Source organism: Kitasatospora sp. NPDC088134 (genome assembly GCF_044741705.1).
In the GTDB taxonomy this organism is placed as follows: domain Bacteria; phylum Actinomycetota; class Actinomycetes; order Streptomycetales; family Streptomycetaceae; genus Kitasatospora.
This window is the reverse complement of the sequence record NZ_JBIUTD010000016.1, coordinates 79,758-105,050: the sequence shown is the minus strand read 5'-3', so window position 1 is coordinate 105,050 and position 25,293 is coordinate 79,758. Positions and strand designations below refer to the sequence as shown.

At 70.5% G+C, this 25,293-nt stretch carries 39 protein-coding genes; 23 read left to right on the top strand and 16 right to left on the bottom strand.

Annotated elements, in window-relative coordinates; all coding sequences use genetic code 11:
* Nucleotides 1-128 precede the first annotated feature (128 nt).
* The 12 genes from ACIOHG_RS24165 to ACIOHG_RS24110 all read right to left on the bottom strand — a co-directional run bounded on the left by ACIOHG_RS24165 (nucleotide 129) and on the right by ACIOHG_RS24110 (nucleotide 8,170).
* On the bottom strand, nucleotides 129-560 hold the full coding sequence (locus ACIOHG_RS24165; RefSeq protein ID WP_400953668.1) for a hypothetical protein: 432 nt from the start codon (nucleotides 558-560) through the stop codon (nucleotides 129-131).
* Complete coding sequence (locus ACIOHG_RS24160) at nucleotides 554-811, bottom strand: DUF5403 family protein (RefSeq protein WP_400953667.1); 258 nt, start codon at nucleotides 809-811, stop codon at nucleotides 554-556. Before ACIOHG_RS24160 ends, ACIOHG_RS24165 begins: the two co-directional genes overlap by 7 nt.
* Before the next feature lie 10 nt (nucleotides 812-821).
* A complete protein-coding gene (locus ACIOHG_RS24155) occupies nucleotides 822-1,205 on the bottom strand; it encodes a hypothetical protein (protein WP_400953666.1) in 384 nt (127 codons plus the stop codon).
* Nucleotides 1,202-1,630 (bottom strand): hypothetical protein, encoded by a 429-nt coding sequence (locus tag ACIOHG_RS24150; RefSeq protein WP_400953665.1) that lies wholly within the window; start codon nucleotides 1,628-1,630, stop codon nucleotides 1,202-1,204. Before ACIOHG_RS24150 ends, ACIOHG_RS24155 begins: the two co-directional genes overlap by 4 nt.
* A 9-nt stretch (nucleotides 1,631-1,639) precedes the next feature.
* Entirely contained in the window at nucleotides 1,640-2,617 is a 978-nt protein-coding gene (locus ACIOHG_RS24145) for a P22 phage major capsid protein family protein (RefSeq protein WP_400953721.1), read from the bottom strand.
* Nucleotides 2,618-2,730: 113 nt separating this feature from the next.
* Entirely contained in the window at nucleotides 2,731-3,210 is a 480-nt protein-coding gene (locus ACIOHG_RS24140; protein WP_400953664.1) for a hypothetical protein, read from the bottom strand.
* Between the two features lie 7 nt (nucleotides 3,211-3,217).
* The gene (locus tag ACIOHG_RS24135; RefSeq protein ID WP_400953663.1) at nucleotides 3,218-4,108 is read right to left on the bottom strand and encodes a hypothetical protein; all 891 of its coding nucleotides are present in this window, start codon (nucleotides 4,106-4,108) and stop codon (nucleotides 3,218-3,220) included.
* Complete coding sequence (locus ACIOHG_RS24130; RefSeq protein WP_400953662.1) at nucleotides 4,029-5,492, bottom strand: phage portal protein; 1,464 nt, start codon at nucleotides 5,490-5,492, stop codon at nucleotides 4,029-4,031. Before ACIOHG_RS24130 ends, ACIOHG_RS24135 begins: the two co-directional genes overlap by 80 nt.
* The gene (locus tag ACIOHG_RS24125) at nucleotides 5,492-7,150 is read right to left on the bottom strand and encodes a terminase (RefSeq protein WP_400953661.1); all 1,659 of its coding nucleotides are present in this window, start codon (nucleotides 7,148-7,150) and stop codon (nucleotides 5,492-5,494) included. Before ACIOHG_RS24125 ends, ACIOHG_RS24130 begins: the two co-directional genes overlap by 1 nt.
* A 106-nt stretch (nucleotides 7,151-7,256) precedes the next feature.
* On the bottom strand, nucleotides 7,257-7,487 hold the full coding sequence (locus ACIOHG_RS24120) for a hypothetical protein (RefSeq protein ID WP_400953660.1): 231 nt from the start codon (nucleotides 7,485-7,487) through the stop codon (nucleotides 7,257-7,259).
* A gap of 12 nt (nucleotides 7,488-7,499) precedes the next feature.
* Nucleotides 7,500-7,850, bottom strand: a complete 351-nt coding sequence (locus ACIOHG_RS24115) for a hypothetical protein (RefSeq protein WP_400953659.1) — start codon at nucleotides 7,848-7,850, stop codon at nucleotides 7,500-7,502.
* Entirely contained in the window at nucleotides 7,847-8,170 is a 324-nt protein-coding gene (locus tag ACIOHG_RS24110; RefSeq protein WP_400953658.1) for an HNH endonuclease, read from the bottom strand. Before ACIOHG_RS24110 ends, ACIOHG_RS24115 begins: the two co-directional genes overlap by 4 nt.
* A 572-nt stretch (nucleotides 8,171-8,742) precedes the next feature.
* On the opposite strand from ACIOHG_RS24110, the gene ACIOHG_RS24105 reads away from it, so the two are divergent.
* The 14 genes from ACIOHG_RS24105 to ACIOHG_RS24040 all read left to right on the top strand — a co-directional run bounded on the left by ACIOHG_RS24105 (nucleotide 8,743) and on the right by ACIOHG_RS24040 (nucleotide 15,378).
* Nucleotides 8,743-9,054, top strand: coding sequence for a hypothetical protein (locus ACIOHG_RS24105; protein WP_400953657.1), 312 nt, complete (start codon nucleotides 8,743-8,745; stop codon nucleotides 9,052-9,054).
* Nucleotides 9,055-9,085: 31 nt separating this feature from the next.
* Nucleotides 9,086-9,481, top strand: a complete 396-nt coding sequence (locus ACIOHG_RS24100) for a hypothetical protein (protein ID WP_400953656.1) — start codon at nucleotides 9,086-9,088, stop codon at nucleotides 9,479-9,481.
* Nucleotides 9,482-9,510: 29 nt separating this feature from the next.
* Nucleotides 9,511-10,344 (top strand): hypothetical protein, encoded by an 834-nt coding sequence (locus ACIOHG_RS24095; protein WP_400953655.1) that lies wholly within the window; start codon nucleotides 9,511-9,513, stop codon nucleotides 10,342-10,344.
* A 53-nt stretch (nucleotides 10,345-10,397) separates the two neighbouring features.
* On the top strand, nucleotides 10,398-10,580 hold the full coding sequence (locus ACIOHG_RS24090; protein ID WP_400953654.1) for a hypothetical protein: 183 nt from the start codon (nucleotides 10,398-10,400) through the stop codon (nucleotides 10,578-10,580).
* Nucleotides 10,581-10,631: 51 nt separating this feature from the next.
* Nucleotides 10,632-10,940: an antirestriction protein ArdA gene (locus ACIOHG_RS24085; RefSeq protein ID WP_400953653.1), complete on the top strand. Its 309-nt coding sequence runs from the start codon at nucleotides 10,632-10,634 to the stop codon at nucleotides 10,938-10,940.
* 109 nt (nucleotides 10,941-11,049) lie between these two features.
* The gene (locus tag ACIOHG_RS24080) at nucleotides 11,050-11,382 is read left to right on the top strand and encodes a hypothetical protein (RefSeq protein WP_400953652.1); all 333 of its coding nucleotides are present in this window, start codon (nucleotides 11,050-11,052) and stop codon (nucleotides 11,380-11,382) included.
* Nucleotides 11,383-11,475: 93 nt separating this feature from the next.
* Entirely contained in the window at nucleotides 11,476-11,895 is a 420-nt protein-coding gene (locus ACIOHG_RS24075) for a hypothetical protein (protein WP_400953651.1), read from the top strand.
* Between the two features lie 63 nt (nucleotides 11,896-11,958).
* Nucleotides 11,959-12,201: a hypothetical protein gene (locus tag ACIOHG_RS24070; RefSeq protein ID WP_400953650.1), complete on the top strand. Its 243-nt coding sequence runs from the start codon at nucleotides 11,959-11,961 to the stop codon at nucleotides 12,199-12,201.
* Nucleotides 12,198-12,434 carry a hypothetical protein gene (locus ACIOHG_RS24065; RefSeq protein WP_400953649.1) on the top strand — a complete coding sequence of 79 codons (237 nt, stop codon included), beginning with the start codon at nucleotides 12,198-12,200 and terminating at the stop codon, nucleotides 12,432-12,434. The genes ACIOHG_RS24070 and ACIOHG_RS24065 overlap by 4 nt, the downstream gene beginning before the upstream one ends.
* Before the next feature lie 107 nt (nucleotides 12,435-12,541).
* On the top strand, nucleotides 12,542-12,736 hold the full coding sequence (locus ACIOHG_RS24060; RefSeq protein ID WP_400953648.1) for a hypothetical protein: 195 nt from the start codon (nucleotides 12,542-12,544) through the stop codon (nucleotides 12,734-12,736).
* A 55-nt stretch (nucleotides 12,737-12,791) separates the two neighbouring features.
* Entirely contained in the window at nucleotides 12,792-13,304 is a 513-nt protein-coding gene (locus ACIOHG_RS24055; protein ID WP_400953647.1) for a hypothetical protein, read from the top strand.
* 97 nt (nucleotides 13,305-13,401) lie between these two features.
* Nucleotides 13,402-14,085 (top strand): hypothetical protein, encoded by a 684-nt coding sequence (locus ACIOHG_RS24050; protein WP_400953646.1) that lies wholly within the window; start codon nucleotides 13,402-13,404, stop codon nucleotides 14,083-14,085.
* 67 nt (nucleotides 14,086-14,152) lie between these two features.
* Entirely contained in the window at nucleotides 14,153-14,521 is a 369-nt protein-coding gene (locus ACIOHG_RS24045; RefSeq protein WP_400953645.1) for a hypothetical protein, read from the top strand.
* 62 nt (nucleotides 14,522-14,583) lie between these two features.
* Nucleotides 14,584-15,378, top strand: coding sequence for a DNA methylase (locus ACIOHG_RS24040; protein ID WP_400953644.1), 795 nt, complete (start codon nucleotides 14,584-14,586; stop codon nucleotides 15,376-15,378).
* A gap of 1,458 nt (nucleotides 15,379-16,836) precedes the next feature.
* On the opposite strand, the gene ACIOHG_RS24035 is transcribed toward ACIOHG_RS24040, so the two are convergent.
* Entirely contained in the window at nucleotides 16,837-17,208 is a 372-nt protein-coding gene (locus ACIOHG_RS24035; protein ID WP_400953720.1) for a GNAT family N-acetyltransferase, read from the bottom strand.
* 171 nt (nucleotides 17,209-17,379) lie between these two features.
* A complete protein-coding gene (locus ACIOHG_RS24030; RefSeq protein WP_400953643.1) occupies nucleotides 17,380-18,621 on the bottom strand; it encodes a hypothetical protein in 1,242 nt (413 codons plus the stop codon).
* Between the two features lie 467 nt (nucleotides 18,622-19,088).
* Between ACIOHG_RS24030 and ACIOHG_RS24025 the strand changes: the two genes are divergently transcribed.
* The 9 genes from ACIOHG_RS24025 (at nucleotide 19,089) to ACIOHG_RS23985 (ending at nucleotide 23,597) form a co-directional block, all read left to right on the top strand.
* Nucleotides 19,089-19,313 (top strand): hypothetical protein, encoded by a 225-nt coding sequence (locus ACIOHG_RS24025; protein WP_043475196.1) that lies wholly within the window; start codon nucleotides 19,089-19,091, stop codon nucleotides 19,311-19,313.
* A 47-nt stretch (nucleotides 19,314-19,360) separates the two neighbouring features.
* Nucleotides 19,361-19,531 (top strand): hypothetical protein, encoded by a 171-nt coding sequence (locus ACIOHG_RS24020; RefSeq protein ID WP_266301552.1) that lies wholly within the window; start codon nucleotides 19,361-19,363, stop codon nucleotides 19,529-19,531.
* Between the two features lie 305 nt (nucleotides 19,532-19,836).
* Nucleotides 19,837-19,986 carry a hypothetical protein gene (locus ACIOHG_RS24015; RefSeq protein WP_158516498.1) on the top strand — a complete coding sequence of 50 codons (150 nt, stop codon included), beginning with the start codon at nucleotides 19,837-19,839 and terminating at the stop codon, nucleotides 19,984-19,986.
* A gap of 129 nt (nucleotides 19,987-20,115) precedes the next feature.
* Nucleotides 20,116-20,286, top strand: a complete 171-nt coding sequence (locus ACIOHG_RS24010) for a hypothetical protein (protein ID WP_400953642.1) — start codon at nucleotides 20,116-20,118, stop codon at nucleotides 20,284-20,286.
* 114 nt (nucleotides 20,287-20,400) lie between these two features.
* Nucleotides 20,401-21,327 carry a hypothetical protein gene (locus ACIOHG_RS24005; RefSeq protein WP_400953641.1) on the top strand — a complete coding sequence of 309 codons (927 nt, stop codon included), beginning with the start codon at nucleotides 20,401-20,403 and terminating at the stop codon, nucleotides 21,325-21,327.
* Nucleotides 21,328-21,363: 36 nt separating this feature from the next.
* Nucleotides 21,364-22,638 (top strand): tetratricopeptide repeat protein, encoded by a 1,275-nt coding sequence (locus ACIOHG_RS24000; RefSeq protein ID WP_400953640.1) that lies wholly within the window; start codon nucleotides 21,364-21,366, stop codon nucleotides 22,636-22,638.
* Between the two features lie 39 nt (nucleotides 22,639-22,677).
* Nucleotides 22,678-22,863 (top strand): hypothetical protein, encoded by a 186-nt coding sequence (locus tag ACIOHG_RS23995; protein ID WP_400953639.1) that lies wholly within the window; start codon nucleotides 22,678-22,680, stop codon nucleotides 22,861-22,863.
* A gap of 105 nt (nucleotides 22,864-22,968) precedes the next feature.
* On the top strand, nucleotides 22,969-23,328 hold the full coding sequence (locus ACIOHG_RS23990; RefSeq protein ID WP_400953638.1) for a helix-turn-helix domain-containing protein: 360 nt from the start codon (nucleotides 22,969-22,971) through the stop codon (nucleotides 23,326-23,328).
* A 2-nt stretch (nucleotides 23,329-23,330) separates the two neighbouring features.
* Nucleotides 23,331-23,597, top strand: a complete 267-nt coding sequence (locus tag ACIOHG_RS23985) for a hypothetical protein (RefSeq protein WP_400953637.1) — start codon at nucleotides 23,331-23,333, stop codon at nucleotides 23,595-23,597.
* A gap of 20 nt (nucleotides 23,598-23,617) precedes the next feature.
* On the opposite strand, the gene ACIOHG_RS23980 is transcribed toward ACIOHG_RS23985, so the two are convergent.
* Nucleotides 23,618-23,872: an HAD domain-containing protein gene (locus tag ACIOHG_RS23980; protein ID WP_400953636.1), complete on the bottom strand. Its 255-nt coding sequence runs from the start codon at nucleotides 23,870-23,872 to the stop codon at nucleotides 23,618-23,620.
* A gap of 81 nt (nucleotides 23,873-23,953) precedes the next feature.
* Nucleotides 23,954-25,216, bottom strand: coding sequence for an MFS transporter (locus ACIOHG_RS23975; protein WP_400953635.1), 1,263 nt, complete (start codon nucleotides 25,214-25,216; stop codon nucleotides 23,954-23,956).
* Nucleotides 25,217-25,293 lie beyond the last annotated feature (77 nt).

Below are 25,293 nucleotides of genomic sequence, written 5' to 3'. Positions count from 1 at the left end.
CGAGTCCTTCGGGTCGAAGCCCTTGCTCAGGTCCGGCAGCGCGGTGCCCGGCGGGGCGACGTAGATGTATCCGGTACCCGGTACCAGGACCGGGGTGTCGTCAGCGATGCTGACTCCCTTCCGGCCCGTCAGCGGGGCCTTGTAGCGATCATGTAGTTGGCCGAGAAGCGATAGAAGCCGGTCTGGGCCTCGGTCATCGGGTCGGTGGTCATGAACGGCCCCGTCGCCTCGCGGAAGCGGGACAGGTAACCGTCCGCGTTGCCGAACTGCTCGAAGGTCAGGCGGACCAGGCCGGCGCGGGCGCGGCGGGCGAGCAGGGAGGCGTCCGCGCGCGAGGTGGCGTAGGTCTGGACGGTGAACATGCCCTCGTCTATGAAGCGCTTGTCCTTCATCACCCCGCCCACCCGGCGGGCGATCACCAGCCCGCCCGTCTTGCGCAGCGCGAGCTGCCAGTCGGTGGGCAGGTAGACCGCGCAGCGGTGTTCCGGGAGGACGGTGCGCAGGGCTTCCAGGACGATGCGCTCGGAGTCGGGCATCAGGTACGGCTCGCGGGTCACCACAGGGCGGCCTCCATCGCGTGGATGCCGTCCACGTGGCGGTTGGCGCGGTGGTTGAAGCCGCCCCAGTTCTTGTGGGCGGCCAGCGGGTCCTCGTTGACGATGGCGTAGCCCTTGGCGTGCCGTTTGACCTTCAGCCCGGCGATGAACTCGCCGGTCTCGACGTGGAGCGCGGCCTTCGCGGTGATGCGGGCCTTGCGCTCCTCGGCTTCGAGCTTGAGCACGCCCATCACACCGGGAAGCCCAGCGATCACGGCGTCCAGGTCAGGACGGATCTCCGCCACTCTGGCCACCGCCTTCCACGATCACGGTCACGAATCTCATGCGGTCGGAAGCGCCGTGGTGGGCGCGCGGGGCGTCCACCACGGCCCAGCGGGTGCCGGGGTCGCCTTCGTCGGCGAACTCCAGCGACGACCACTTGTCGATCACCACGTCCGGTGGGAAGAGCACCTTGCGGCGCACGGGCGGCGACCAGCCGACCTGAGCGCCGACGGGGGCACGCCAACCGGCGGCGTCGCCGACCGGGGCGACCCACGCCGAGTAGACAGCGGGTGGCCCAGGTGCCGGCCGACAGTCGCCGTAGCCGTCATCGATCATGCGGACCGTGTGGACGGTCACCCGGGTTCGGCCGCGCTCCAGCAGGCTCACGCGAGCCCCCAGGAGTCTTCGGGGTCGGGGAACGGGTAGCCGGTTCGCAGGCCACGCGAGAGCACGGTGCGCCGGCCGTTCACGGACTTGAGCCCACCGCGGCCTGCTACCCGCTCGATCAGCGCCTGCTCGCCCCGGGTGAGGGCCAGGCCCATCGGCGAGCCGTCCGGCATCCGGTAGGACACCTCTCCGGCCTGCTCCTGCACGTACCCCTCGGGGTTGCGGAAGCGCCGGTCCGCCACGGCCAGGGCCAGCGTGCGGATCACCGGAGGGTGGCGCTGCGGGGTCCACCCGGGGTGCCCAGCGGCGGCGATCACCCAGAAGGCGTCCTCCAGCGCGGCGTTCGCCCGCTCCCAGTCCGGCGTGCCGGTCACGGGAGCGGGCTTGCCCAGGCGCTTGAAGAGGTCGGCGACGTCCAGCGCCACGGGCCCCCCTTACTTCGCGGGGACGGCGGTCGGCTCGCCGGTGAAGGTGACGCGGATGCCCCGGACCTTGACCAGGTTCTTCGGGTCCTGCCAGTTCGTCTCGTTCTTCTTCAGGTCGGTGACCAGGGTGGCGCCCCAGTACGAGGAGAGGAACGAGCGCTCCATCGCGGCACCGGAGTTGTAGTCCTTGATCCAGCGAAGCGCGAAGCCGTCAGCGGCCTGCCGTCCGCCCTTCGCGGACTCCGGGACCGACGGCGCACCCGAGACGAGCTGGATCGCGGAGCGGTGGAAGGCGTAGACACCCAGCGGGGCCAGGACGTCGTTCGTGGACTCCACGATGTCGAAGCCGTACAGGTTGCCGATGGTGGCCTGACGGATCGCCGCGCCGCCGTTGGCGGACTCGTTGGCCCGGGAGATGTTCGGGTCGTTGAGCACGTAGTACGCGGCCTCGGAGCCGAGTACGGCGGTGCGGCCCTCGGCGGGGACGTTCTCCTTGTTGAGCTGCACGCGCAGGCGCGCGAGGCTCTTGCGGATCATCTGGCCGGCCTGCTCGTCGCTGGTGGCCTTGGTCAGGTCCACCGGGATCTTCGCGGTGGCCGCCACGTCGGGGAACTCGGTCATCGCGCTGGCGACCTTGTCCTCAAGGCGCTCGGTGATGCTGTCCACCTGCGGCACCATGACCTGCTCGCCGAACGACAGGAGGTCGAGCGAGAGTTCAGCGTCGGACAGGTCCACCGCCGAGTAGGCGTGGGTGTCGAACTTGACCGTCAGCAGGCCCTCGTTCAGGTTCTCCGACTGAATCCACGTGGCGGTGTCGTTGAACTTGCGCTTGGCGTCGATCCGCTCCTCGGCACCCTTCAGGCGGGCGGGGCGGCGGATAGAGAGCACCTGGCCGGTGGCGTTGACGAACTCCTCGGCGGCCCGGCGGTCGAACTTGTGGGCCAGGAGGACGGAGTCCTTCAGGTTGGCGATGGCCTGGGCGACCAGCTTGTCCGGGTTCTGGAAGGCATTGGCACGTGCGGGGTTGAGAGAGATAGCGCTGTTCCTCGGGAAGACGGAAGGCCGCCCCGGGGCGGGACGGCCTCATGCGGTACGGGGTCTCAGATGCCGAAGCGGCGAAGGCGCAGCTTCTCGGCCAGGCCCTTGTACGGGTCGGGCTCGGAGTGCGGGGTCAGCCCGCCCGCGCCCAGCAGCGGCTTCGGCGCGGCGACTGCGGCCAGCTGCTCGGCGTGCGCGCGGACGGTGTCCTCGTCACCGCCCTGGACCAGGGCCGCGAGGACCGGCGGCAGGGCGTACTCGGCGGCGATCCGGTCCCGAAGGGCCTGCTCCTGGAGCTGCGCGACCTGGGCGCGCAGCTCGTCCGCCTCGACACCGGCCTCGGTGGAGCGCTCGCGGGTGGCGTCCAGGTCGGCCTGCATCTTTTCGTACAGCGCGCGGTAGTCCGGCTCCACCGGCTTCGGCGCGACGCTCTCCTCGGCGGGGGTCTCAGGCTCCGGGGGCGCGGGCGGGGTGGCCGGGTTGACCACACCACCCGGGATCGCCTCGGCCGGGGTCGGGGTCTCGGACTGCTGCTCGGACATGTCTCTCCTACGTCGTGGTGTAGTGGGTGCGCCAGTCGGCCAGCGAGCCCCCGCCGAACTCCCGCCACATCCGCGCGAACCGCGCGTTGGCGTCGGGGAGCTGGTAGCGGCGGGAGAAGATCGGGACGGCCTGGCAGTGGCAGTGCGGGTGTGCGCCGAACGCGGCCGTCCGCTTGGACTTGTAGACCGCGCCTCGTGCGGCCATCAGCGCGCAGAAGTAGCAGGGGCTCGCGTCGGTGGCCCGGTAGTAGCCGATCGCCCCCGGGTCGTCCTGGAGCGCGGTATGGACGGCGTCGCGGCCGGCGTCCTGGACGAGCATCCCGCCCGCCCCGGAGCTGCCGGTCTTCAGCGACTCGGCGAACTCGCGCTCCCAGGCGATCAGGGCCGGGTCGTCCAGAGCGGCCGAGCCCTGGCGGGCCGGGCGCTCGCGCTCGCGCGCGGCCACCCGGTCGGCGACCTGCTGGCGGAACGTTTCTGCGACCCTGCGGGCTTGCCTCTCCACCGCGTCGGCGGGGAAGGGGTTGCGGGTGTCTTCATCCAACCGTTCGCGGGGGCCGCTGCTGGTGCGCTTGCCGGTGGCGCGGTTGAAGTCGGCCCACAGGGAGCCGAGCGAAGCACCCGGCCGGTAGCCGGGACCGCCGATCACGCGACCGGTCTCCAGTGCCCGCACCAGCCGGTAGAAGGCGACCGACAAGCCGTAGGAGGCCGCCGCGGATTCGCGGATCGCCGCCGCGTACTCGGCTTCCAGCTCGCTCAGCGACCCCGCGAGCTCACGGGCCTCGACGGCGGCCAGGGCCTCCGCCCAGCGGGCGGCGAACTCAGCGGCCAGCGCTTCCTGCGCGAGCTGGTACGCGGCCACCGCCCGCAGGATCTCGGCGGTTCTGGGAGTCCACGCCACGGCTGCCCGCCTCCTTCTGTTGCTTCAGGGCCTCGGCTTCGGCGGCCTCCGCCTTGCGGGCGGCCTCCTCGGCGGCCTTCACCGCCTCATCAATGTCGGCCTGGCTGAAGCCCGGCACCTTGCGCAGCGCGACCGCGAGCGGGACGCCCTGCTGCATGAGCTTGACCATCGCGTCGGCGGCCTGGGCCAGCGAGCGCGTTGCCTTCTCGGCCCACTCGACCTGGCTCTCGTCCTGCTCGATCTCGCCTCGGCCGGCTGCGACGGCGCACAGCCGGAACACCGACTCCCACGACTCGCCCAGCGAGTCCTGGAGGGTGGACAGGAACCTCTTGAACGAGGTCTCGGCGGCGGCCAGGGCGTCCGCGCTCAGGTTCACCAGGTTCGACCCGGCGAGGTAGTGCGGCGGCACGTCGGCCAGGCCCATCATCTCTTCGATGGTCTGGCGGCGGGAGGCCAGCAGATCGCTGGTCCCCATCGCAGGCAACTGCCCGAACTTGGCGTCGCTGTTGGGCGCCATGAGCAGGGTGGACGGGTCCAGCGAGGGGACGTCGTAGACCGGTTCGCCGGTCTCGGGGTCGCGCAGCGGGTCACCGGTCTCCGGGTCCAGGCGCTCGCTCGGGGCGAGGCCGGTGGCGTACCGGATGGCGTGGGCGCCCCAGTGCTCGGTCAGCAGCAGCGACAGCGAGTGCTGGTTGAGGCGGTCCTGCGGGGTAATCAGCGGCTCGACCACACCCCGGGTGCGGCCCCGAAGGTCCACCGACGGGGAGAACCGCACCACCGGGCACACGTTCAGGCCGTGCGGCTCGGAGGCCAGCACCGCGGAATCGGGCTCGGCGTCCAGGTCGACGGTGTACTTCGCCACGTCGTCCCACAGGAAGCCGACGGTGCGGTCCTCGTCGGGCTGCTGCTCGGGCACGTGCAGCGCGTACACCGGGAACTCGTCCCAGGCCGGATCGGTGTAGACGGCCACGGTGGTGATCGCGTCGTAGCCCCGGATCAGCGGCTCGCGGCGGCCCTTGCGGGGGTCGGGAGTGACCACGACGTAGGCAGCTCCGGAGGTCAGCGCGGCGCGGTGGACGGCGTTCTGCCGCTCGTCCAGCCGGTTCTTCTGCCAGTACTTCCACTCGTAAGCGTTCTCGCCGCTGCCCGGCTTGCGGAAGCCCTGGACGCGCAGGGCGTTCAGGGGAGCCTCGACCGCCAGGCCGCTCACGTTCACGATCGAGCGCTTCACCAGGTCCTTGAACTCCGCGTTCGCCTTGCTTGGCATCCACGGGGCCCGGTGCAGGCCGCGTGCGTAGCGGTCGACCACGTTGAGCCGGTCGTAGTCGCGGTCGATCAGCTCCTTGGCGTGACGGGCACGCTTGAGTACGACGGGGAGGGACATCAGAACCCTCCTCGGGTCTGTAGCGTTCCGGGCTGCTTCTGGGGCTTGAGCTTGCCGCTCTCGGTGAGGCGGCGGTGGGCGATCCAGGCCAGGACCATGGCCGCGTAGAGGTCGACCTTCAACCGCGACTCGCGGCTTTCCTTGCCGAAGCTGATGCCGTACTGGTTCGGGCGCTTGCGGGCGTTGAGGGTGTGGCGGGTCAGCGAGTAGTCGCGCACGTGCGGCAGGGCCACCGTCTCTATCGCCCCGACCAGCGCCATGTGCTCGGTCGTGATTTCGCGCTGGTTGGCGCGCATGTCGAAGCCGACCGTCGACTTACCGGACGCCTTGATCAGCAGGTGCTTGCCGTACTTCTCCGACCAGTCGGCGACGTAGGACTCCCACCCGGCGACGTCGGCGAAGAAGCCGACCACGGTGTACCGCTTGAAGACGTGGGCCACCATGTCGTTGACCTCGGTGCCGTCGACTTCCCAGTTCTTGCCGGCCGGGCCGTCGGGCTTCTCCCACAGCGCGAGCTTCTGGACCAGCTTGTCCCGAACGCGCATGGCCAGCAGGCCGGTTGAGTCGTCGGTCTTGCCGCCGTCGAAGGCGAGTACGATCCGCTCGCCGGGGCGGATGCCGTCGGCGGGCTCGACCGTGGCCAGGTCCCAGGTGTCGCGGTCGACCAGCGCGTCATCGTGTGAGCTGAGCTGGTTGAGGTACTTCCGGCGGGACTCGTCCTCCGAGGTGGACGCGGACCAGATGTCCTTCATCACGCGGTCGGGGTTGATCCACACCGAGTCGCCCCGGGCGCACAGGATCGCGGCACGCAGCTGATCCTCGTCGGCGAGGTCGACCCCGGGCGGGGCCTCCACCGAGTCGTAGTAGATGCCGGCGTCCCTGTTCACGCCGTCGCGCTGCTTCTGGAAGGCGTACCAGGTGCCTTCGGCCACCGACTCCTCGCCGATCACCGGGGCGTTGGTGATCTCCATCGTTCGCCCACCAACTTTGGTGGCGTTGGGCCGAATGGTTGATGCCAGGCGTGGGCCCCCGGTGGCTTGCACCCAGTGCCACGTTTCGTTGAGCAGTGCCAGAGATGGGCGCCCGCCCTCCGCAGCGCGGAAGCTGGATGCCTTCGCCTCCAGTCGGCACTGGCGGCCGTCGGTGTCGGTCTGGCTCGCGTAGCAGACCTCTTGGCCGAGCTTGATCGCGTACCGGTCGATCGCGGCCTGGCTGAAGATCGTGGAGAACGCCGACATCGTGTTGACGTTTTGGCCGGCGGCCGTGGCGAAGATCTGGACCCAGGCTTCTTGGGGCGGTCCGCCGATCGGCGAGCCGTCGTCGCGGAAGCCCACCAGGCGGCACGGGCCGACGAACTCCATCGCGCAGACGCTGGCCATCATCGGGTCCTTGCCCCAGCCCTTCAGGCGGCGCAAGGTGCCGGACTCCCAGCGGAAGGCCCGGCCCCAGGTCTCGGGGTCGTTCGGGTCCTCGGGTACGGCGTCGTCGCTCAGCTCGTACCAGCGCGCCAGGATGCGGCACTGCTCGGGGCTGTACTTCCAGTCCGGCCGGAAGGCGTGCGCCGACCAGCGCAGCAGCTCGCCCGCGAGGGTGCGGTGCGGGTGCGGGACGGTGTCCGCGATGGTGCGGACCGGCTCGTAGGTGATGAGGGGACTCACTGGTCACCCCCTCGCAAAGCTCGACGGGCCGCTTCCAGTTTTGGAGGGACAGGCTGTCCCGCCAAATATGAACCACAGGCTGTGGCTCCTATTGCTCTCCGGCGGCCTACGGCTGGGCTGCCTCTTGGCGGGCGCGCAGCTCCAGGGCGCGCGCCATCGCGGCGGAGACGTGCTCACCAGCCTCGAACGGGCGGTTCATGTCGTGGGCCCACAGCTCCCGGGCCGCCTCGTGCGGCACGGCGGCGTCCAGGCAGGTCTGGTAGTAGGTGATCGTCCGGGCGATGCGCAGGGACTCGTCCGAGGGGCCGACGGCCCGTGCTGCCTTGCGGCGTGCCACGGCGGCCCCCTCTCAGACTCGGTTTCCCCAGCGAGCGCCGATAGCGTCGCGGGCGTTATGGCCGCGCTTCGGGCCGTCACCCTCACCACGGATTCGGGCGAGGTGGCCGGCGGCCTGTGTGCGGCTGAGCTGGGCCTGTGCGATGCCCGGGTGCAGGACCATCATCCCGGCGCGGTTGCCGCCGGGGATCATCTGGCCTTCGCGGCGCACCACGGCGTCGAGCTGGGCCGCGCGGGCGAGCATCGGCGCGGCTACGTCGATCAGCGCGAGGTCGGTCGGCTCAAGGTCGAGTTCGGTCTCGTACAGCTCGACCAGCGCGGCGCGAATCACCGCCGGGTTCTTCTCGGTCGGGTCAACGTTCAACGGACCTCCCCGGGGTGCGAGCGGCGGTTGCGGATGGGCTGCCAGCGGTCCGCGGCGGCCCGTCGGCGGGCTCGGCCGGCGTCGGCCGCGTCCTTGCGCAGGACGTGCCAGTCGCACAGGGCGCGCAGGTTGGTGGGGTCGTCGGAGCCGCCTTCGGAGGCGGGGACGAGGTGGTCGCAGTGGCGCGCGGGTTCGCCGCACAGTTCGCCGGTGTCGTACCGGATGTTCTGGCAGCGCCAGGCGTCGCGGTTCATCACCGCGCGGCGAAGGCGGGCCCAGTGCGGGGGAAGCGGGGTCGTGCGGCGCGAACTCGCGGCCACGGCAGCCTCCTTGAGCGCAGGGCCCCGCCAGGTGCTCGACCACGACCGGGGAGAGAGGGCCAGTCGGGGAGCGGTGTCCTGGCGGGGCTACGAAGGAGGCCGGCCGGGGTGCCGCAGCAACAGGTGCACGCACGCGCGCGGAGCCGCCTCCACATGTATTAAGCCGGGGCGGTTAACACCGCCGACGCCTGCGGCCTCACTCTCCGCAGTCAGTACATGGCAGAGAGTTCATCTCCGCTGGTCACGCTGTGTAGATGATCCAGAAGAAGGGATTGGCCGGCGTTCGTATCGGATCTCGGCTGCTATGACGCTCCGGGCAATAAAGGAACGCGCGCGGGAGGCACCCCCCGGGCACCCTCGCCGACACCGCCCGACGGGCGCGAAGACCCTTTCAATTCCCTTCTACTGCAGCGGAATTGGCTTGCCTTCGCGCGAGCGCGCGTCTTCGACTCTGGCGAGAATGAGCAGTTCGCTATGTGTGATGCAGGTCACGCAAGCACCATTTGACTTGCATGGTGACTGCCGGGCAGTGTTGCCCCCAGAACGAACCGACTGAGCGAAACGAGATCACGATGCGTAACCACATCACCCCCGCCGCCCTGGGGCTGGCCATGCTGCTGGCGGGGTCGCCGTGGCAGACGCACAACTGGGGCGGAGGGGTCGCGGCGGGCATCCTGGCGGCCCTCGCCGCCCACTGGGCCAGGCAGGTACCCGGACTGGTCAAGCGGGCCATGTACGGCCCGGCCCAGGCCGCCGAGCCGGAGCCCCTGACCATCGAGCCGGAGCCGGAGGCCGTCGCCCCCGCTCCCGCTCCCGCCCCGGTCAGCGCCTATGACCGCGACCGCGCCGAGATCCCCACCCGCCGCCGCAACCGCCGCCGTTAACCGCCCCGGCTCAACCACGGGAGAACCCGCGATGAACCCCCGCCGCACCCTGGCCGTGCTCACCCTGTCCGCCGCAACCGCGTTCGGCGGGTGGCTGGTTGGCCACTCGACACCGACCCCCGCGCCCCCGTCCGTCACCGCGAACGACGTCTACGCCGTACTCGGCGAAGGGCAGACTGTCGCAGCAGCCTGCGGACGCGGCCACGAAGCCTGTGAGGCGGCCCTGAAGGGCTCGCAGGGCATGGCGCTGGCCGGACGCTCGGTGAGCTTCTGGGAAGACGGCTCGTGGTCGCTCACAGGCAGCGATCCGGCCAGCGAGGACGCGTACACCCGGGCCTTCAACGACGGGTGGGCGACCGGAATGCAGGACGCCTGCGACCAGGGCAGCGCGTACGCCTGCAACTGGCTCGCCACCACCACCCGCTGACCACCACCGCACCACGCAAGGAACATGCCGTGAACGCCACTCTCGCCCCCGAACTCTGCGCCGCTGTCGACCAGTTCGGTGCGCGGTACGACACCGCACAGAACCTGATCAACGAGTGCTCCGCCCATGACTGGTCCCGGATAGCCCTGGTGATGGACGTGACCGGGTTCCTGGAGGACGGAGACCACTGGTACGCCACCGAGGCGGAACAGGTCCGCGCAGCGTCCAACTACGCCACCGCCAAAGCCTGGTTCGAAGCCGAGTGCGGCCCGATCGGCGGCACGTGGGATGACACGGGGTGGCTCATGTACAACGCGGACGATCCGGCCGCTGTGGCGGTGGCGGAGCGCGTAACCGGCTGCCTGCACGGATACCCGCTGTTGGACGAGACCGACCACGGCGAGCGGGAGCGCGCGGCCATGGTCGAAGAGATCGAAGGGTCACCCCTCACCCTGCCGGACGGGGTCGATGGTGAGGACGTGCTGTGCGAACTCGACTTCCCGTCCCTGGGCGAGATCACCATGACCATGGTGGAGGAAGCCCTGTCGGGCATGGGGTACACAGCCTGCTCCGACTGTGACGAGTGGCTGACCGTGATGACCGCCCGGAGCGGTGAACCCCTTTGCCGTGACTGCGCGTTGGAGGAGTCGCGCCCCGTGGAGACGTCCAACTTCCTGATGCCCGGGGCTGAGCAGTGGCAGGCCCGTACCGTCTACGGCCACGGAAAGCCCCTGACCGCCGTCCTGGCGCCCTACCTCGACGGCTACGCCGCTCAGCAGGGGGCCGCGTACCGCGAGGACGTGCGCGCCATCGTGCGCGGCTCCCGCGCTGGCTACCGCGCCGTGTACGGCCGGGCCGCGTAGGCAACAGGCCCCACCCCCTCCCAACTCCCGCACCACAGAACGGAAGTACCACCATGACCCGTCTCGACATGATCCGCCTGTCCGGCTACTGGCCCAACCTGGCCAAGCTCGGCATGGACCACCCCGAGGACGTGCACGCGATGTTCGACGCCTTCCGCGACATACGCGCGGAACAGGGATCGGTCGGCCTTGACCTCCTGCTGGACGAGATGTTCGCCGACCCCGACAGCTTCTAACCCGCCCCCGCCCCCGCACCCGCACCCGCACCGACCCGAGAGAGAACCACCGTGAGCCGCACCGCCGACTACCTGACCGCGCTTGCCGAAGACGCCGGAGTCGTTGCAGAGCTGGAAGCCCTCACCGCCTACGCCGCACTCGTCGGCAACGCCGAGTACGCCGTCGAGACCTTCGAAGACGCCTACGCGGGCGAGTGGGACAGCCTGGAGGACTTCGCCCATGACCAGCTCATGGAGACGGACGACGAGTACCGCGCCGCGATGGAGAGTTGCCGGGGCTGGCGTCCCTCCCTCGACATGATCGCGTGGGAGTGCGACTACTCCCACGCCGCCAGCGGGCACGTCTTCCGGTCCATCTGAGCTGTGCCCCCTTGGTGAGTGCCCAGCGCTCCCGCCGGGCCCCCGCCAAGGGTGCACAGACACCAGACCCCACCCCCTCACCCCCCACCGCCAGCACGGAGGCACAGCCATGCCCGAAAACACTCCGAAGCCCACCGCCGCCGAGACCGCCGAGCAGTTCGCCGCGATCGTCGCCGACCTCCCGGACCACGAAGTCACCGCCACTGATGACGAGTTCGGCTGTGAGGAGTGCGGCGGGACGCTCGAAGCGGCCGCGCCCCTGTGGTTCAACGTCTTCCGCCGTCCCGACGGAACCCCCGGTGTGGACGTGTACGGCGTCGGTGTGGAGGCGTCCACGGTCAGCTGTGCCGACTGCGGCCGGGACGCCGGGGACCACCTCAACCGGCTGATCACCGACGCCATGTGCCCGTTCGACGCGGCACTCAAGGGCATGGAGGTCTGAGCCACTTCGGTGGCGGCCGGACCCCCGGCCCCTGCCGTAGCCGCTCAGGCACCAGGCTCCACCCCTCACCCGAACCGAAGGAACAGCGCCACCGTGAACACCACGACCTACACCCTTGACCTGCTGGAGCCCGCCGGAGACTGGGCCGGGCACATGCGGAGCGGCAGAGGCACCGTCCACCACGCCGCACGCGGTGCCGCGTGGGACGTCCTGGAGGAACTGGAAGGCAGCGACCGGGCCGCCGTGGTCTACACCCTGGCCCGGGACCTCACCACCACCCCCTACGCCCTGGTCACGTGGCAGGACGGCGAACCGGTCGCGCTGGTTGCCGACACGGCGAACGGCGGGACGTACGTGGTCGCGTGGGAAGACCTGGACACCGGCCGCCGGTACTGCCGGAGCTACCCGCACCCCCGCGACGCCATGGGGGCCGTGGAGTCCGCCCGGATCTACGCCAACGTCCGGCTGGTCGGCTACAGCCCCGACCTGGACGAGCTGAAGTGGCAGCGGTGACGACGGCCCGCGCCCGCCACTGACACCAGGCCCCACCCCCACCCGAACCGAAGGAACAGCGCCATGTCCGCACAGCTCCAGACCCTCGTTGACCGCGTCCACGAGAACGAACGCGCCTGGGAAGCCGCCTTCCGGGCGAACGTCCCGACCTATGACCCCGGCTGCCCCGACCAGCCCGCCGACAACGAGCACATGGGCCGATACGACGAGATGGACACCGAGCGGGCCTACGACTCCCGAAACCTGCTGCTCGACCTCACCGCCGAACTCGAAGCGCTCATCCGCGAGATGGAGGGTGGCCGGTGATCAGCGCCCAGGACTTCGCCCTTCTCTCGCACTGGTCGTTCCTCGACCGCATCGGGGCCGACGTCGCCGACCCCGACGGCACCGAGACGGCCCGGCTCGCAGAGGCCGGATACCTCACCCCCGGGGTCGCAGACGGCATGTGGCGGGTCACCCGGGCCGGGCAGGCCGCCCGCGCCGAGTACACCAGGGCCCACCCCGTCGGCCGACGCGTCGGCGGTATCCCCCTCGACTGACCGGCCCCCGCCCGGGGTGGCACCAGGCCCCACCCCGGGCGGCCACAGGGAAGCCCCGAGGCCGGCCGGGCCCAGACCCCGCCCCCCACCACCCGGAGGAGACAGCTGTGCCCCGCTACACCGTCCGCATCGACAACACCGAGACCTACGAGTACGAGGTCGAAGCCGACAGCCCCGAAGAGGCCGAGGCCGAAGCGCTGGACATCTTCGAGAGCGACGAGCGCGAAGACGGCTACAGCCACGGCCACGAACCCGAGGTCCGCGACGCCCAGTTGGTGGTCTCGCACGCACTCGCGGCGTGACCACCCGCCGCTGACACCAGGCCCCACCCCCGCCCCACCGCAGCAGGAGACACCAGTGCCCACCCCCGCCACCCTGACCACCACGCTCCACCTGCCCACCGAGGCGAAGGGCAAGAAGAAGCACCGCACCGTGACCGTCACCACCCCGGCCGACCAGCGCGGCGCACAGAACAAGCACACCAAGGCCGTACAGCTCGCCCTCAACCTGCCGACGGCTAGCGGCCCAGGCAACGCGGTGAAGATCGGGGCAGACCCGCGCCGCACTCCGAAGCCCAGCAAGACACGTAGCAAGGGCAAGGGCTGGCAGCGTTGGACCGAGAAGGACGGCACCGTGCGGTACGGCGTCGCCAGCGAGGCCAGCCCGTGGGAAGCCGGAGCTGGATGGAGCGCGAACGGGGCCCGGGTAGTCGTCCCCGCCGACGGCGGGACCCTGTTCGCCATCTTCCGCACCGGCAGTGGCAACAGCTCGGACTGGGCCCGCGAGGGCGACGGCATACCGATGCGCCCCGCGCTGCTCCAGGACTGCCTGCCCGGCCTGCTCGTCAGCGGCACCGAACTGGCGGCCTGACCCGCCTCGGTGCGGCCCGGACACCCGTCCGGACCGTGCCGAGGCCGGTCAGAGACCAGGCCCCACCCCCAGGCACGACCGAAGGAACAGCGCCACCGTGACCTACCTCCGTGACGAACTCGCCCCGCTGCGCGCCGAACTGCTGGCGCTGGCCGAAGGGCTCGCCCAGGCCCTCGGTCCCGACGAGTGGACCGTCGAACCGCGCCGGATAGTCGACTGGCACCCGGCCGCCGAACTCGTCCGCACCGAAGACGGGGCCCGCATCCTGATCCAGCAGGAACGGCTGCGCTCCGGCCGGTGGTGGGTGCACGGCGTCCTGCCCGACACCAGCACCTACTACTACCGCCACGACATCGAGTCCGGGGACATCACCGTCACCCGGGCCAAGACCCCCGCCCAAATCGCCCAGGACGTCCAGCGGCGGCTGCTGCCCACCCTGGACGCGGCAGTCGCCGAGATGAGCGCCAGGCAGCACCGGCACCTCACCGACGTGCACGAGGTCACCACCGTGGCCCGCCGGTTGAAGGCCGTGCCGCTGACCACCGGCCAGCCGCCCGGCGAGACGAACCGGCGCAACGGCGAGGACACCACCCGCACCCTGCGGTGGAACCAGGGCCCCGGAACCTCCTGGACGTCGCCACACGCGGACGTCAAGGTCAGCCGCGCCAAGTTCAGCGGCATCGAGATCACGTGCTCGCACCTGACCCCCGACATGGCCGAGGCCGTGCTGCTGGCCCTGACCGCCTCGCTGGCGGCCGCCGCGCCCGCGCAGGCCGCGTAGGCACCAGGCCCCACCCCCCGCCAGCGGCCGGCCGCTGGCACCAGGCCCCACCCCCTCGGAGACACAAGTGCCCGCCCCCGCCACTCCCGCCACCCACTACACCCTCACCTACCCGCAGGCACGCCCCGATCAGCCGCCGATGGCCGTCCGCTTCACCGTGTCCCCCGATAACAAGGGCACCTGGACCGTCGAACGACAGCCCTACGGTGCGGCCGGTCGGATGCTCACCGGGGACCAGCCCCGCCGGTACTTCGGAGACGAGGCCCAGGCCCGCGCCGAAGCCGCCTACCGAGGACTCGTCGTACGCGAGTGCCTGCACCTCGCGCAGCTGCTCGGCCTGGAGCTGGAGCCCCGGGACATCCGCTTCCGCGACGGCTGCCCGACCCTCGACGGGATGGACGCCGGCCAGTGGCTCGAAGCCGTCGGCACCGGCTGACCAGCCCCGCTGACACCAGGCCCCACCCCCACCCCGCCGCACCACCCGCAGGAGAGCAAGCCTTGACCGCCCGCCCCACCGCAGCCCCCCGAGAGGGCCGCCGCCCCCGTGTACTCGACCTCTTCTGCTGCGCTGGCGGAGCCGGGGCGGGTTACTCGCGTGCGGGCTTCGACGTGGTTGGTGTGGACATCGTGCCCCGGTCGAACTACCCGTTCGAGTTCATAGAGGGCGACGCCCTCGACGCCCTCCGCGAGATGTGCCAGGACTTCGACCTGGTCCACGCCTCCCCGCCCTGCCAGTCCAGTTGCACCCTCACCAAGGGCACCAACAAGGGCCGCCGCACCTACGTCGACCTGATCCCCGAGGTGCGCGAGCTGTGCCGCTGGTACGGAGTGCCGTGGGTGATCGAGAACGTCCCCGGCTCCAGCATCCGGCGAGACCTCACCCTCTGCGGGGAGAGCTTCGGCCTCGGGGTGATCCGCCACCGCTACTTCGAGATCGAGTGGTGGGGCGGGGAGCCCGAGCAGATGCCCCACCCCAAGCACCGGGGCCCTGTCCGGGGAATACGCCATGGCGTCTGGAAGGACGGCCCGTACATAGCCGCCTACGGCAAGGGCGGGGGCAAAGGGACCGTCGCCGAGATGCAGGCCGCCATGGACATCCACTGGACCGACGTCCACGAGGAACTGACCGAGGCGATCCCCCCGGCCTACACCCAGTACATCGGCCACGCCTTCCTGGCCGACTGGGGCGCGGCCCTCCGGGGAGAGCCCGACACGATGCCCATCCCCGAGATCATGCGCCCCTACCTCACCCACGACAACGCCGGCCGCCTGCGCTACATCCCCGCCGCCTGACGCAGGGCCGTGGCACCAGGCCCCACCCCGGCCCGTGTCGAAGTGCCGAGTGCCGGACCCCGAATCGGGTTGAACCCACCACCAGAGCCTATGTCTCTATGTTTTTTTAGAAATGTCAATAAAAAAGACATTCTGACATAGACCCCTACGCCGAGTAACCACCCCTGCCACTCTGAGTAACCAGGCTGGCAGGGTGCCAGGCCCCACCCCGCCAGCCGAACGCAGGAGAGCCACCAGTGACCACCCCCGACCTGCCGCTTTGGGTTCCCGGCTGCGGAACCGTCCTGGAGTGGGGGTTGCGCAACCCGTGCCCCGTCGCGGTCGCCCCCTACAACCACCCCCGGGGCCAGTACTGGACCGTCTGGTGCCTGAGCTGCGGCGACCAGTACAACGGCCACCCCGCCGAGATCGGCGAGCGCCACCACCACCAGGACGACGCCCACCACGCCGCCCGCCTCCATGCGGACGACCACGAAGGCGAGATCCGCCGCTTCCTCAACGCCGCGCGGTACGCCGAGATCCGCGAGAAGTCCGGGTGGACGACCCGCGTGTACGCCCTCGTCGCGGCGGCCACCCTGCCCGGTTGCGAAGGCGGGGTGTGGTGGGACGGCTCCGGCTACCGCCTCATCCCCGCCGGAGCCCGCTACAGGGCCAAGGGCCGCCGCATACGCCGCAAGGTGGTGGAACTGGCCCTCGCCGCCGGGTTCCTCCAGGAGGAAGCCGGTGGCGACCTCGTCGCCACCGCCGACGGCCACTCCATGCTCACCATCTGGCGGCACCACCGCACCGACCTCGCCGAGCCCTGGCCCGCCCGCCACGAGCCCCAGGCCCTGCCCCCGCTCCCCGGCGGCCAGGAAGCCGCCCGCCGCCGCGAGGCCGCTCGCCTGCGGACCATCGAGCTGGAGCGCCAGGCCGCCCGGTCCCGCACCGAGTTCCTGCGCCGCCGCGAGGAGGCCGAGCAGCGGCACCAGGCCGAGCTGGAAGCCGCCCGCCAGCGCCGCGAAGACGAGCAGGCCGAGCGCCAGCGCGCCGAGCGGGCCCGCACCGGGGCCGACATCGACCTCACGTGGTCCGCGGTGAGTGCCGGCCGCTGGTCCGTCACCGGTGCCGGCCACGACCGCCGCCTCGACGTCACCCTCAACGAGAACGACTTCGCCACGGACATGTACGAGATCCGGGAGAACGGCCACTTCATCTCCCGCCACACCTACCGGCACCAGACCGAGGCCGCCGTGCAGCAGCTGCTCGCCGACGGCGTCGAGATCGGCGAACGGGCACCAGGCTCCACCCCCGTCCACCGCGCCCCCACCTTCCACCGGTGCAGCACCGGCCCCGTCGGCCGATGGCACCAGGCCCCACCCGGACGCCGTGAGTGGCCGACCGCCACAGCCAGAAACGCACAGCACCCCCGCCTCCATTGGAAGCAGGGGTGCCCGGGGGGTCAGGTAGAGCGGCAGGCTAGCGGACCATGTAGCGGTAAACCGGAGCGCCTTCCCAGGCGGGCTCCTTGTCACCCAAATCCCGGTAACCAAGCGCCTCGTACATCTTCATCGCGGCCTGGGCGTCGGGCCGGACCGCAAGCGTGATCCGCTCCACCTGGACCCCTTCGAGGACGGCTGCGTGTAGCTCTCGCCCTAGCCCCCTCCGACGCTGATCTGGAGAGACAGCGATCTCCCGAATCACGAACGTTCGGTGTCCGTCTTCACGGGTGAAGCCCTCGTCTAGGCCGAGACCGTTCCACCAACGGCTGTCCGACTGGAGGAGGAGACCGAAAGCGAATCCGACCAGGTCAGCACCTGAACGCGCCAGCACCAGTCGGAAGCCGGGCATGGTCCGGAAAGCTTCGTAGCCTTCCAAAAACCCGGCCAGGTCGCGGGGGCCCTCGAAGTAGGGCGGTTCTGCGAACACCTGCTCGTACAGTGGGGCTATGTCGTCCAGCATGCGGGCAGCGGCATCCGGATCTGTGAAGGTCTCGAAGACGGGCGTCTGCACGGTTCTCCTTTAAGCGATCAGGTGGGCGGTGCTCGCAGCGGCCAGGGAGGGATTCAACAGCTCCAGGTAGGAGTGTGCCTCCTGCATCGACGTGCGCGCACGGCCGGACGACACCTCGGTCAGCAGGACGGCTCCCGAGGTGAGTTCGTGGGCTGACTCCTCCGCTTCACCCGCTTGCGCGAGCGATCCAGCAAGACTGAACCGCACCAGCGCCTCGTTCCGCGCGTAGTTGGTCTCCTGGTGTCGGAGCGAGCGCCGCAACCAGTCCACCGCCGCCTTGTGGTGACCCTCCTCGGTGAAGAGGGATGCCTGCGCCAACGCCAACTCTGCGGGCCCGTGGAACACCGCCCAGTCGGGCACAGGCCGTTCGTTGCGCTCCTGCTCGAATGCGCGAGTCGCCTTCGCCAAGGTGGAGCGGGCCCCCACCGGATCGCCCATTATGGCCAGCGCGCGGGCCTCCCGAGTCATCAGGATGGACATCAGTGAGGGGGGCGCCCAGGACGCGGCCTTCGCCTGTGCCTTGCGAGCGAGATCGAGTGCGTCAGTAGGCTCGCGTTCTCGAAGGCTCATCAGCGCCATGGACGCCATCACCACCACGGCGAGCGAGTTGTCTTGCAGTTCCTCGGCTCGGGTGAGCGCGTGCTTCCAGTGCTTCTTCGCCTTTTCGTTGTCGCCAGCGTCGAAGGCCAGCCACGCCACGTGCTCCGCGGTCTCCCCGGCAATCAGGCGGAGCTGGCGGCCGATGGTGCCCGGGTAAGTGGTGGTTTTGATCAGCCGCTCGACACGAGCAAGGTGGGCCTGTGCCAGCGGCCCCACTGTCGCACCGCCGAACCGGTCGTCCAGCCCGTACAGCGAAGTAAGTCCGGCGCGCAGGTCCATGACGGTCTCGGTACCGGCGCGCGGCGGCGGGGGCAGTTTGGTGGACATGGCGGCACCACCGGCTAGGGCGATGAAGGATCGGCGGTTCACGTCTTCCTGCTCTTCTCGGGGCGCGGGTGGTGGGCCTGATCGACGGTGCAGCGGCACGGTAAAACCCGCCTGCTCCAAGGGGATACCCAGCATCGCTTCGAGCACCCGTTGGCGCGCTGGGTGAGGGCACGGTGGTAACGGCTGGCGCCAGCGCTGGTACTGGCGACTGCTCAGCTCTTCATCCTCACCGAGCTTGCGCGCAGTCGCGGCGTACACCTGTCTGAACCGGGCCGGGCTTTGCCATCCGAACTCTGTACACAGGCGAGTGAATTGTGTCTCCACACCGCAGACGGTAGCCCGTCGCCCGCTAGCCGCGCATAGGTCCGCGTGACAAAAAGTCTGCCGAAAAGTCCGCCCGTTCTCCGCCGTTGATCTTGCGGTGGGGGTCAACTAGTCCCTGCCCGTCGGAGTGACGGTGCAACTACTCGCTGTCGCGCAGGTCAGCTGCCTCATTGGGGGTTCCTCTGGCGCTTGCACTGGCCTGTCGGCAGCTCCACGCCCGCGTCTCCAAGCGGGTTCGAATCGGAAGGAGTGAACGACATGGACGACAAGAACGGCACCAGCAACGGCGACCACAACGGCACCAGCAACGGCGACCACAACGGCGACAAGCCGAAGAGCGAGTAGCCGGAGCTGTCCGATCGGCCGCCCGTCCGACTCCTCCTTTCGGGCGGGCGGCCCCCGGTGACGTAGCCCACCACCAGATTCGCCGGCCTCCCCCGGCCCCTTGAAGAGAGGAGGGCAGAGCGATGGCGAGACGCACCCCCAAGCGTGAGTACCGCGAGACCGGAACCGGCCCGAGCAAGTACGAGTTGAGCCGGGCTCCCGCCGGTTGGAACCCGCTTGACGACTACCGGAAGGCCAACGCCGCCGGGCAGGCCCCCTCGGTGGGCACGAAGCTCCAGATCGACGCCGTTCGCGCCACCTGCTCCTGCTCGGACTGTCGAACCCGCCGCGCCGGCCTCTCGGCCTGACTAGCACCACCACATCGCACGCCCCGACCCGATGGAGAGGCGCAACTGTGAACAGTGTGATCCAGGGAGCCCCGGTCCGGCACCGCACGGACGGCTGGACGGGCACCGTCGCGGAGACCCCGAGCAAGCTGGCCAACCACGCCTGGGTAAGCCGGGATAGCTCCAGCGACACGTACCCGGAGATGGTCCTCCTGACCGACTTGGAGCCCGCGGAGTGAGCAACCCGCTGCTACCCGTCCGAGTGACCGCGCCGCTGCCAGTCCGAGCGGACACCCCGCCGCCGACGCCGGTCCGATCCGCGGGTGAGGGGATGGTCGTGGACCGCCCCGACGGCTATCGGCAGGGAACCTGCTGGGTCTGCCACCAAGAGACGCTGGTCTGTGCCGGAAGCACGCTCCAGGCCCCCGGCGAGGACCAGGCGACCTGCCACGCGATCTGCGACGACTGCATTGCCCGTGCCCGGCGGCCCCACCGCCGCGCCGCGCTGCGCGCTGCACTCGACCAGCGCCCGGCGTAGGCCGCCGTGGACGACGGACAGGAGGAGTACCGCGAGGCCGCCGACCGGGAGGCCCGTGGGCTCCCGACGCCGCTGCCGGTCGCCATCGCCCAGACGGTAGCGATGGTCCTGCTGGCGGCGGTGGTGGCCGCGCTCATCGCCTCCGGCCGCTTCTGACCGTGACCCCGCGCCTTCGGGCGCCCCGAACTCCCGGCCCCATCGTGAAGCGTCTGACGGGGCCGGGGCACCAACGCACGACTGCCCGCACAACCCAGGCGGGCAGAGCCAACCCGATTGGAGAGGCACATGAGCACCGCCACCACCAAGTCCGGTGACCCGGAGGTCACCGCCCTGACCCGCCGCCTGGACCACAGCGTCCCGGACGGCGACTTCGCCCCGGAGGTCACCGCCCTGACCCGCCGCCTGGACCACAAGGTCCCGGACGGCGACTTCGCCCCGGTGGGCACCGAGGTCTGACCGCAGTCCCCAACTGATGCCAGTTAGTTGACGGCACAGGCGGGTCGGCTCGGGTCAGATCCGGGCCGACCCGCCACCCGGCGTCGCACACACCGCAACCAAGGAGAGTCCGCATTGAAGACCGCCATCGCCACCCGCGTCCCCGCCGGCTCCTTCTTCGACCTGGACCGAAAGGACCCGGACCTGACCCGGCTGCGCGAGCAGGGGGCCGAATCGGCGCTCCCGTTCGCCCTGATGGAGCGCCTGGTGAAGTCGGGCACCCCCTACGCGGAGCACGCCCGCTCCCTGCGCAGCGAGACCGTGTCCGTGGCCGGGGCGACCTTCGACTGGTTCGACGCTGAGCTTCCTGCCGAGATCGCCGACGAGATCAACCTGAAGGACTATGAGATCGCCGAGCACACCGACGAGCGCCGGGCGGCGCTGACCGGGGCCCTGGACCGCCTGTCGCGGGTCCACCCCGACGGCTTCGCCCGCGTGCGCGAGTTCGTTCGGGGGCTGCTGTGGGTGGGCCTCAAGCCCGGCGTCCGCGCCTCCTCGCTGACCAGCTCCAGCGACCCGGCGTTGCCGTACGTCATCGTGTTCTCCGACAAGGCGTCCCGCCACATCCCGCCGAACACCGTCAGCGAGCGGCCCTCCGGTCTCTTCCTGGCGGAGAACATCCTGCACGAGGGCACGCACCAGTCGATCAGCTTCCACGTCCTCCAGCACCAGGTCTTCGCCGACGGGTACTCCTCCCAGACCTCTCCCAAGATTGAGATCAAGTGGCGGGCGGGACAGGGAGATGACCGCAACCAGTACTGGGAGATCGACAGGGCCTTCCACGCGACCTGCGTCTACAACCAGCTGCTGCGCTTCCGCCAGACCGAACTGGCCCGCATCGACCTCACGCCCAACGAGCGCGCCTGCTTCCAGAGCGCCTACGACGAGGGGCTGCCGGCCGTGCGCTACCTCATGCGCGAACTCGAACTCCTGCGTGAGCACTTCACCCCCCACGGGGTGGACCTGCTGGCCGACCTGCGCCACCAGACCGACCAGCTGTAGTGACACGCTGAGCTGAACCGAACGACGGAGGGTCAAGTGCTCGGGCACCTCATCACACACGACGACAACCTGCGGATGGTCCCCACCGACCCCCTTGAGCTGACCACTGCGGTCGGCCAACTCCACGAGGAACTGCGGGCCCTGCCCGACGGGGCCGACGCCGGCCGAGCCCGGGTCCTGACGCGCTGGATCGGCATCGGCCAGTTGAGCCTGGGGAACTACGACGATGCCCTCACCTTCCTCCGGCAGTCGCTCGACCTGGCGGCGACTCTCGGCAACACCAAGGCCGTTGTCGCCACCGGGCTCAACCTGGCCGACGCACACCGCTACGCCGGGGACATGCAGGCGGCGGAAGCGCTCTACCGCAGCGCGCTGGGCACCGCACGAAGCCAGCACCCGGAACTCGTGGACTACGCGCTTCAGCACACTGGCAAGCACCTCATGGACTGCGGCGACCTCGCCGGTGCGCAGACCCATCTGCAAGAGGCATTGCGGCTGCGGATTGCCAAGGGAGACACGGAGCTGGTCGAGTCCACGCAGGCTGCACTCGACCGGGTAGAGCTGCTACTCGCCAAGGCCGCCGCATCTCCGGCCCCGGACCTGACACCGAGCCAGTGGAGCAGCGGGTGGACGTCCTGGTTCCAGTCCCGCACCACGGCACGGACGCCGGCACGGTGGGCGGAGGACTTCCCCACGCTCCAGAAGGCGGTGAGCGACCTCGCCGCGCACCAGCGGGTGCGCCCCTGCCACCTGCGCCACCAGCGTGAGCAGTCGTTCCCCGTCGAACTGCTCGCCGCGATGGCGGAGGAGGCCGAGAAGGCCGTCGCTGCCAACGGGTACCTCCACAACGGCAAGTTGAACGCGGGTGTCGGCGACGCGGCGGAGCACTTCGCCGGACAGGTCGATCTCGCCGCAGTCGTGGCGCGGTCCACCGGCCTGGCCGTGGAGCAGCCGCACACTGGCGTCTACATCGCCTACCGGGAGGACGGGCAGTTCCTCGACTTCCACCTGGACGAGCCCGGCTTCGGTGAGGCGAACCTGATCCTGTGCCTGAGGCACGAACGCCCGGCGGCCCCGCACAGGGCCAGCAGCACGGTCTTCATCACTCCCGACAGCTTCCTTGAATGCGACCTCGCGGCAGGCGACTGCGTCGTGTTCGACGGCGCGCTCACCCCCCACGGTCGGACGCCCCTCGGAGCCGGGGAGAGCGTCATCCTCGTGAGCTTCGGTTTCCGGGCGCGTGACGCGGCTGCGCGCACCGCTACGAGCCTCCTTCCGACTCTGTCATCGGGGGTGCTCAGCCACAGCTGAGCACCCCGCCAGCCCCTCCCCGTACACCCGGAGCACCACATGGAACGCGCCGCTTTGATCCTCGTCCTGATCGTCTACATGGTGACCGGCGTCCGGTACTACCGAACGCCCCTAGACGAGAGCGACCCCGGCAAGCTCGTATACGCCCGCATCACCGAGCGTCGAACCGTGGAGATCTGGCGGCGCGGCCTCTCCATCGACGTCCGCGTGATCGACCAGCACTGACCATCTCGCACCCCCGCCGCCCTCGACCCCCAGCGGCGGGCACGCCCCCGGCCTGCGGCTGCCCCCGCTGTCGCAGGACGGGGGCCCATCTACCTAGGAGGTCTGATGCTTGAGCAGCCAGACTTCGGGCGCAGGCTGCGGCAGCTACGGCGGGAGCGCGGCATGACGGTCCTCCAGTTGGCAGGCGACAGGTACTCTCAGGCGCACATGTCGCGGATCGAAACAGGACTCCGCTCCCCGACCCCGAACGTGCTCGCGTGGGTTACCAGCCAGCTGAAGGTCGCCCCCGCCGAGTTCGATTACCTCCCCGAAGACCCTGAAAACCCCCTCGACCTGATCGAAGTAGCCACAAGACTGGGCGTACCACCCCGCTGGCGTCGCCCGTTCGCCGCCGCCGTAGTCGCACTCGCCCACGGCTGCCAGGCCGAGCACCACGGCGAGGGGCCTTCCCAACAGCGGGAGTAGCCATGTGGGCCAACACCGAGCCCGAGCGGCAAGCCATGATCAAAGGGCTTGTGCTCGCTGCTCTCCCCGCCATCGCCCGCCGCTACGACTCAGGGGTGGGCATGCGGGTCATCGGCACGATGTACGGCTGCGATCCGAACTGGCTCCGCGACCAGATGCTCCAGGCCGGCCACCGTGTTCGGCCGCTGGACGAAGCCACCGGAATGCGCCCCACGGCCCCGCTGCCTTGGACCCCCATACAGCTGCCGGGTCGCAAGACGATGCCCTAGTCCCTCGCTGGAAGGGGCCTTCAATACGCCGTGGCCCCTTGCACCTCAGGCCGTTTCCGCAGGTCGGGAACAAGGTGCAAGGTCGGGGCGTTCTTCCAGGTGGTGGCCCAGACGATCTCGTACCGGTCGGCGAGTTCGCGCAGCCAGTCGCCGTGCCGGGGCGACAGCAGGACGGAGTAGCCCAGCAGCTCGTGCGTGTCGAAGTCGTCGTCGGGGTGCGGGAACACCGGGTTCAGCACCCCGTCGACGTCAAGGAACAGCAGTGGTTTGTCCATTCGGCTTCCTCCCCGGGTCGGTGGCCGGTCACTTGGTCGGACGTGCCCCGGCCCCGGGAGGTTGCATACTGTCAGCGGCTGTCACCCGGACGTGACGGGCTCCGGTTCGCGGTCGGCCGCGGCGGCGGGCGCGGGGCGGCGCTCCAGCCGCCGGATGTCGGGCACCAGCAGCGCGGCGGCCGCCAGTGCCAGGCAGAGCAGCGCGCAGGCCCAGAGCGCGCCCGTCAGCCCCAGCGCCCCCGCGACCGGACCGGCCAGCGCGGTGCCGGCCGGCAGCAGCGCGAAGGAGCCCAGCGAGTCGTAGGCCGAGACCCGGGAGAGCAGTTCCTCCGGGATCTCCTGCTGCAGCGTCACCATCCAGTTGACGACGAACACCGAGGTGCCGACGCCCGCCAGGAACATCGCCGCCGCGACCGCCGCCAGCGGCAGGTGCAGCGCCAGCGCCAGCGCGGGCAGCCCGAACAGGAACACCCCGCCGTTGCCGACCAGCAGCACCCGGCGCGGCTGCCACCGGGCCATCAGCAGACCGCTGGAGACCATGCCGACGCTGAGCGCGGCCATCGCCAGGCCCCAGGCCCCGGCGCCGCCCATCCGCTCCGCGGCGGCCTTCGGCCCGTACACCGCCTCCACCGCGAGCACACAGGCGTTCAGCACGCCGAACTGCAGCACCACCGCCCACAGCCACTGCCGGGAGCGGAACTCCCGCCAGCCGACCACCAGTTCGCGCACCAGCCCGGGGCCGGCGGCGTCGCGCTCGGAGACGTCCTCCAGGCCGGTGCGGAGCAGCGCCGCGACCGCGAAGCAGGCGGCGTCCCCGGCCAGCACCCAGCCGGGCCCGACCACCGCGGTCAGCGCGCCGCCGAGCGCGGCGCCGCCGATCTGCGCGCCGTTCAGCGCCATCTTGAACACCGAGAACGCCTTCGCCGCGTGCTCCGCCGGCACCGCCTGCAGGATCACGCCCTCGGCGGCGGGCGCGTAGAACGCCTGGCCGACGCCGCCCGCCGCGGACAGCAGCATCAGCGCCCACAGGCTCGGGTGCCCCATCAGCACCAGCGCCGCCAGGACGGCCTGGGAGGCGGCGTTGAACAGGTTCGCGCCGACCATCACCAGGTGCCGGGGGAGCCGGTCCGCCAGCGCGCCGCCGATCAGCAGCAGCACCATCAGCGGCGCCATCCGGGCGGACATCACCCAGCCGATCTCGGTGGCACCCCAGTCGGAGTTCAGTTGCAGCACGGCGAAGGTGGTGGCGATCGGCGCGGCCGCGTTGCCCAGCCCGCTCACCACGTTGGCGGCGGTCTGGATCCGGTAGTTGCGGCCCGCCCAGGCGGGATCGAAGAGGCGCACCGCCCGACGATCCCCCCGCCGCACCCCCGCTGTCCAAGGGTTTTCGCGCCGCTCGGGCGCTCAGCCCCGCCGCTCGG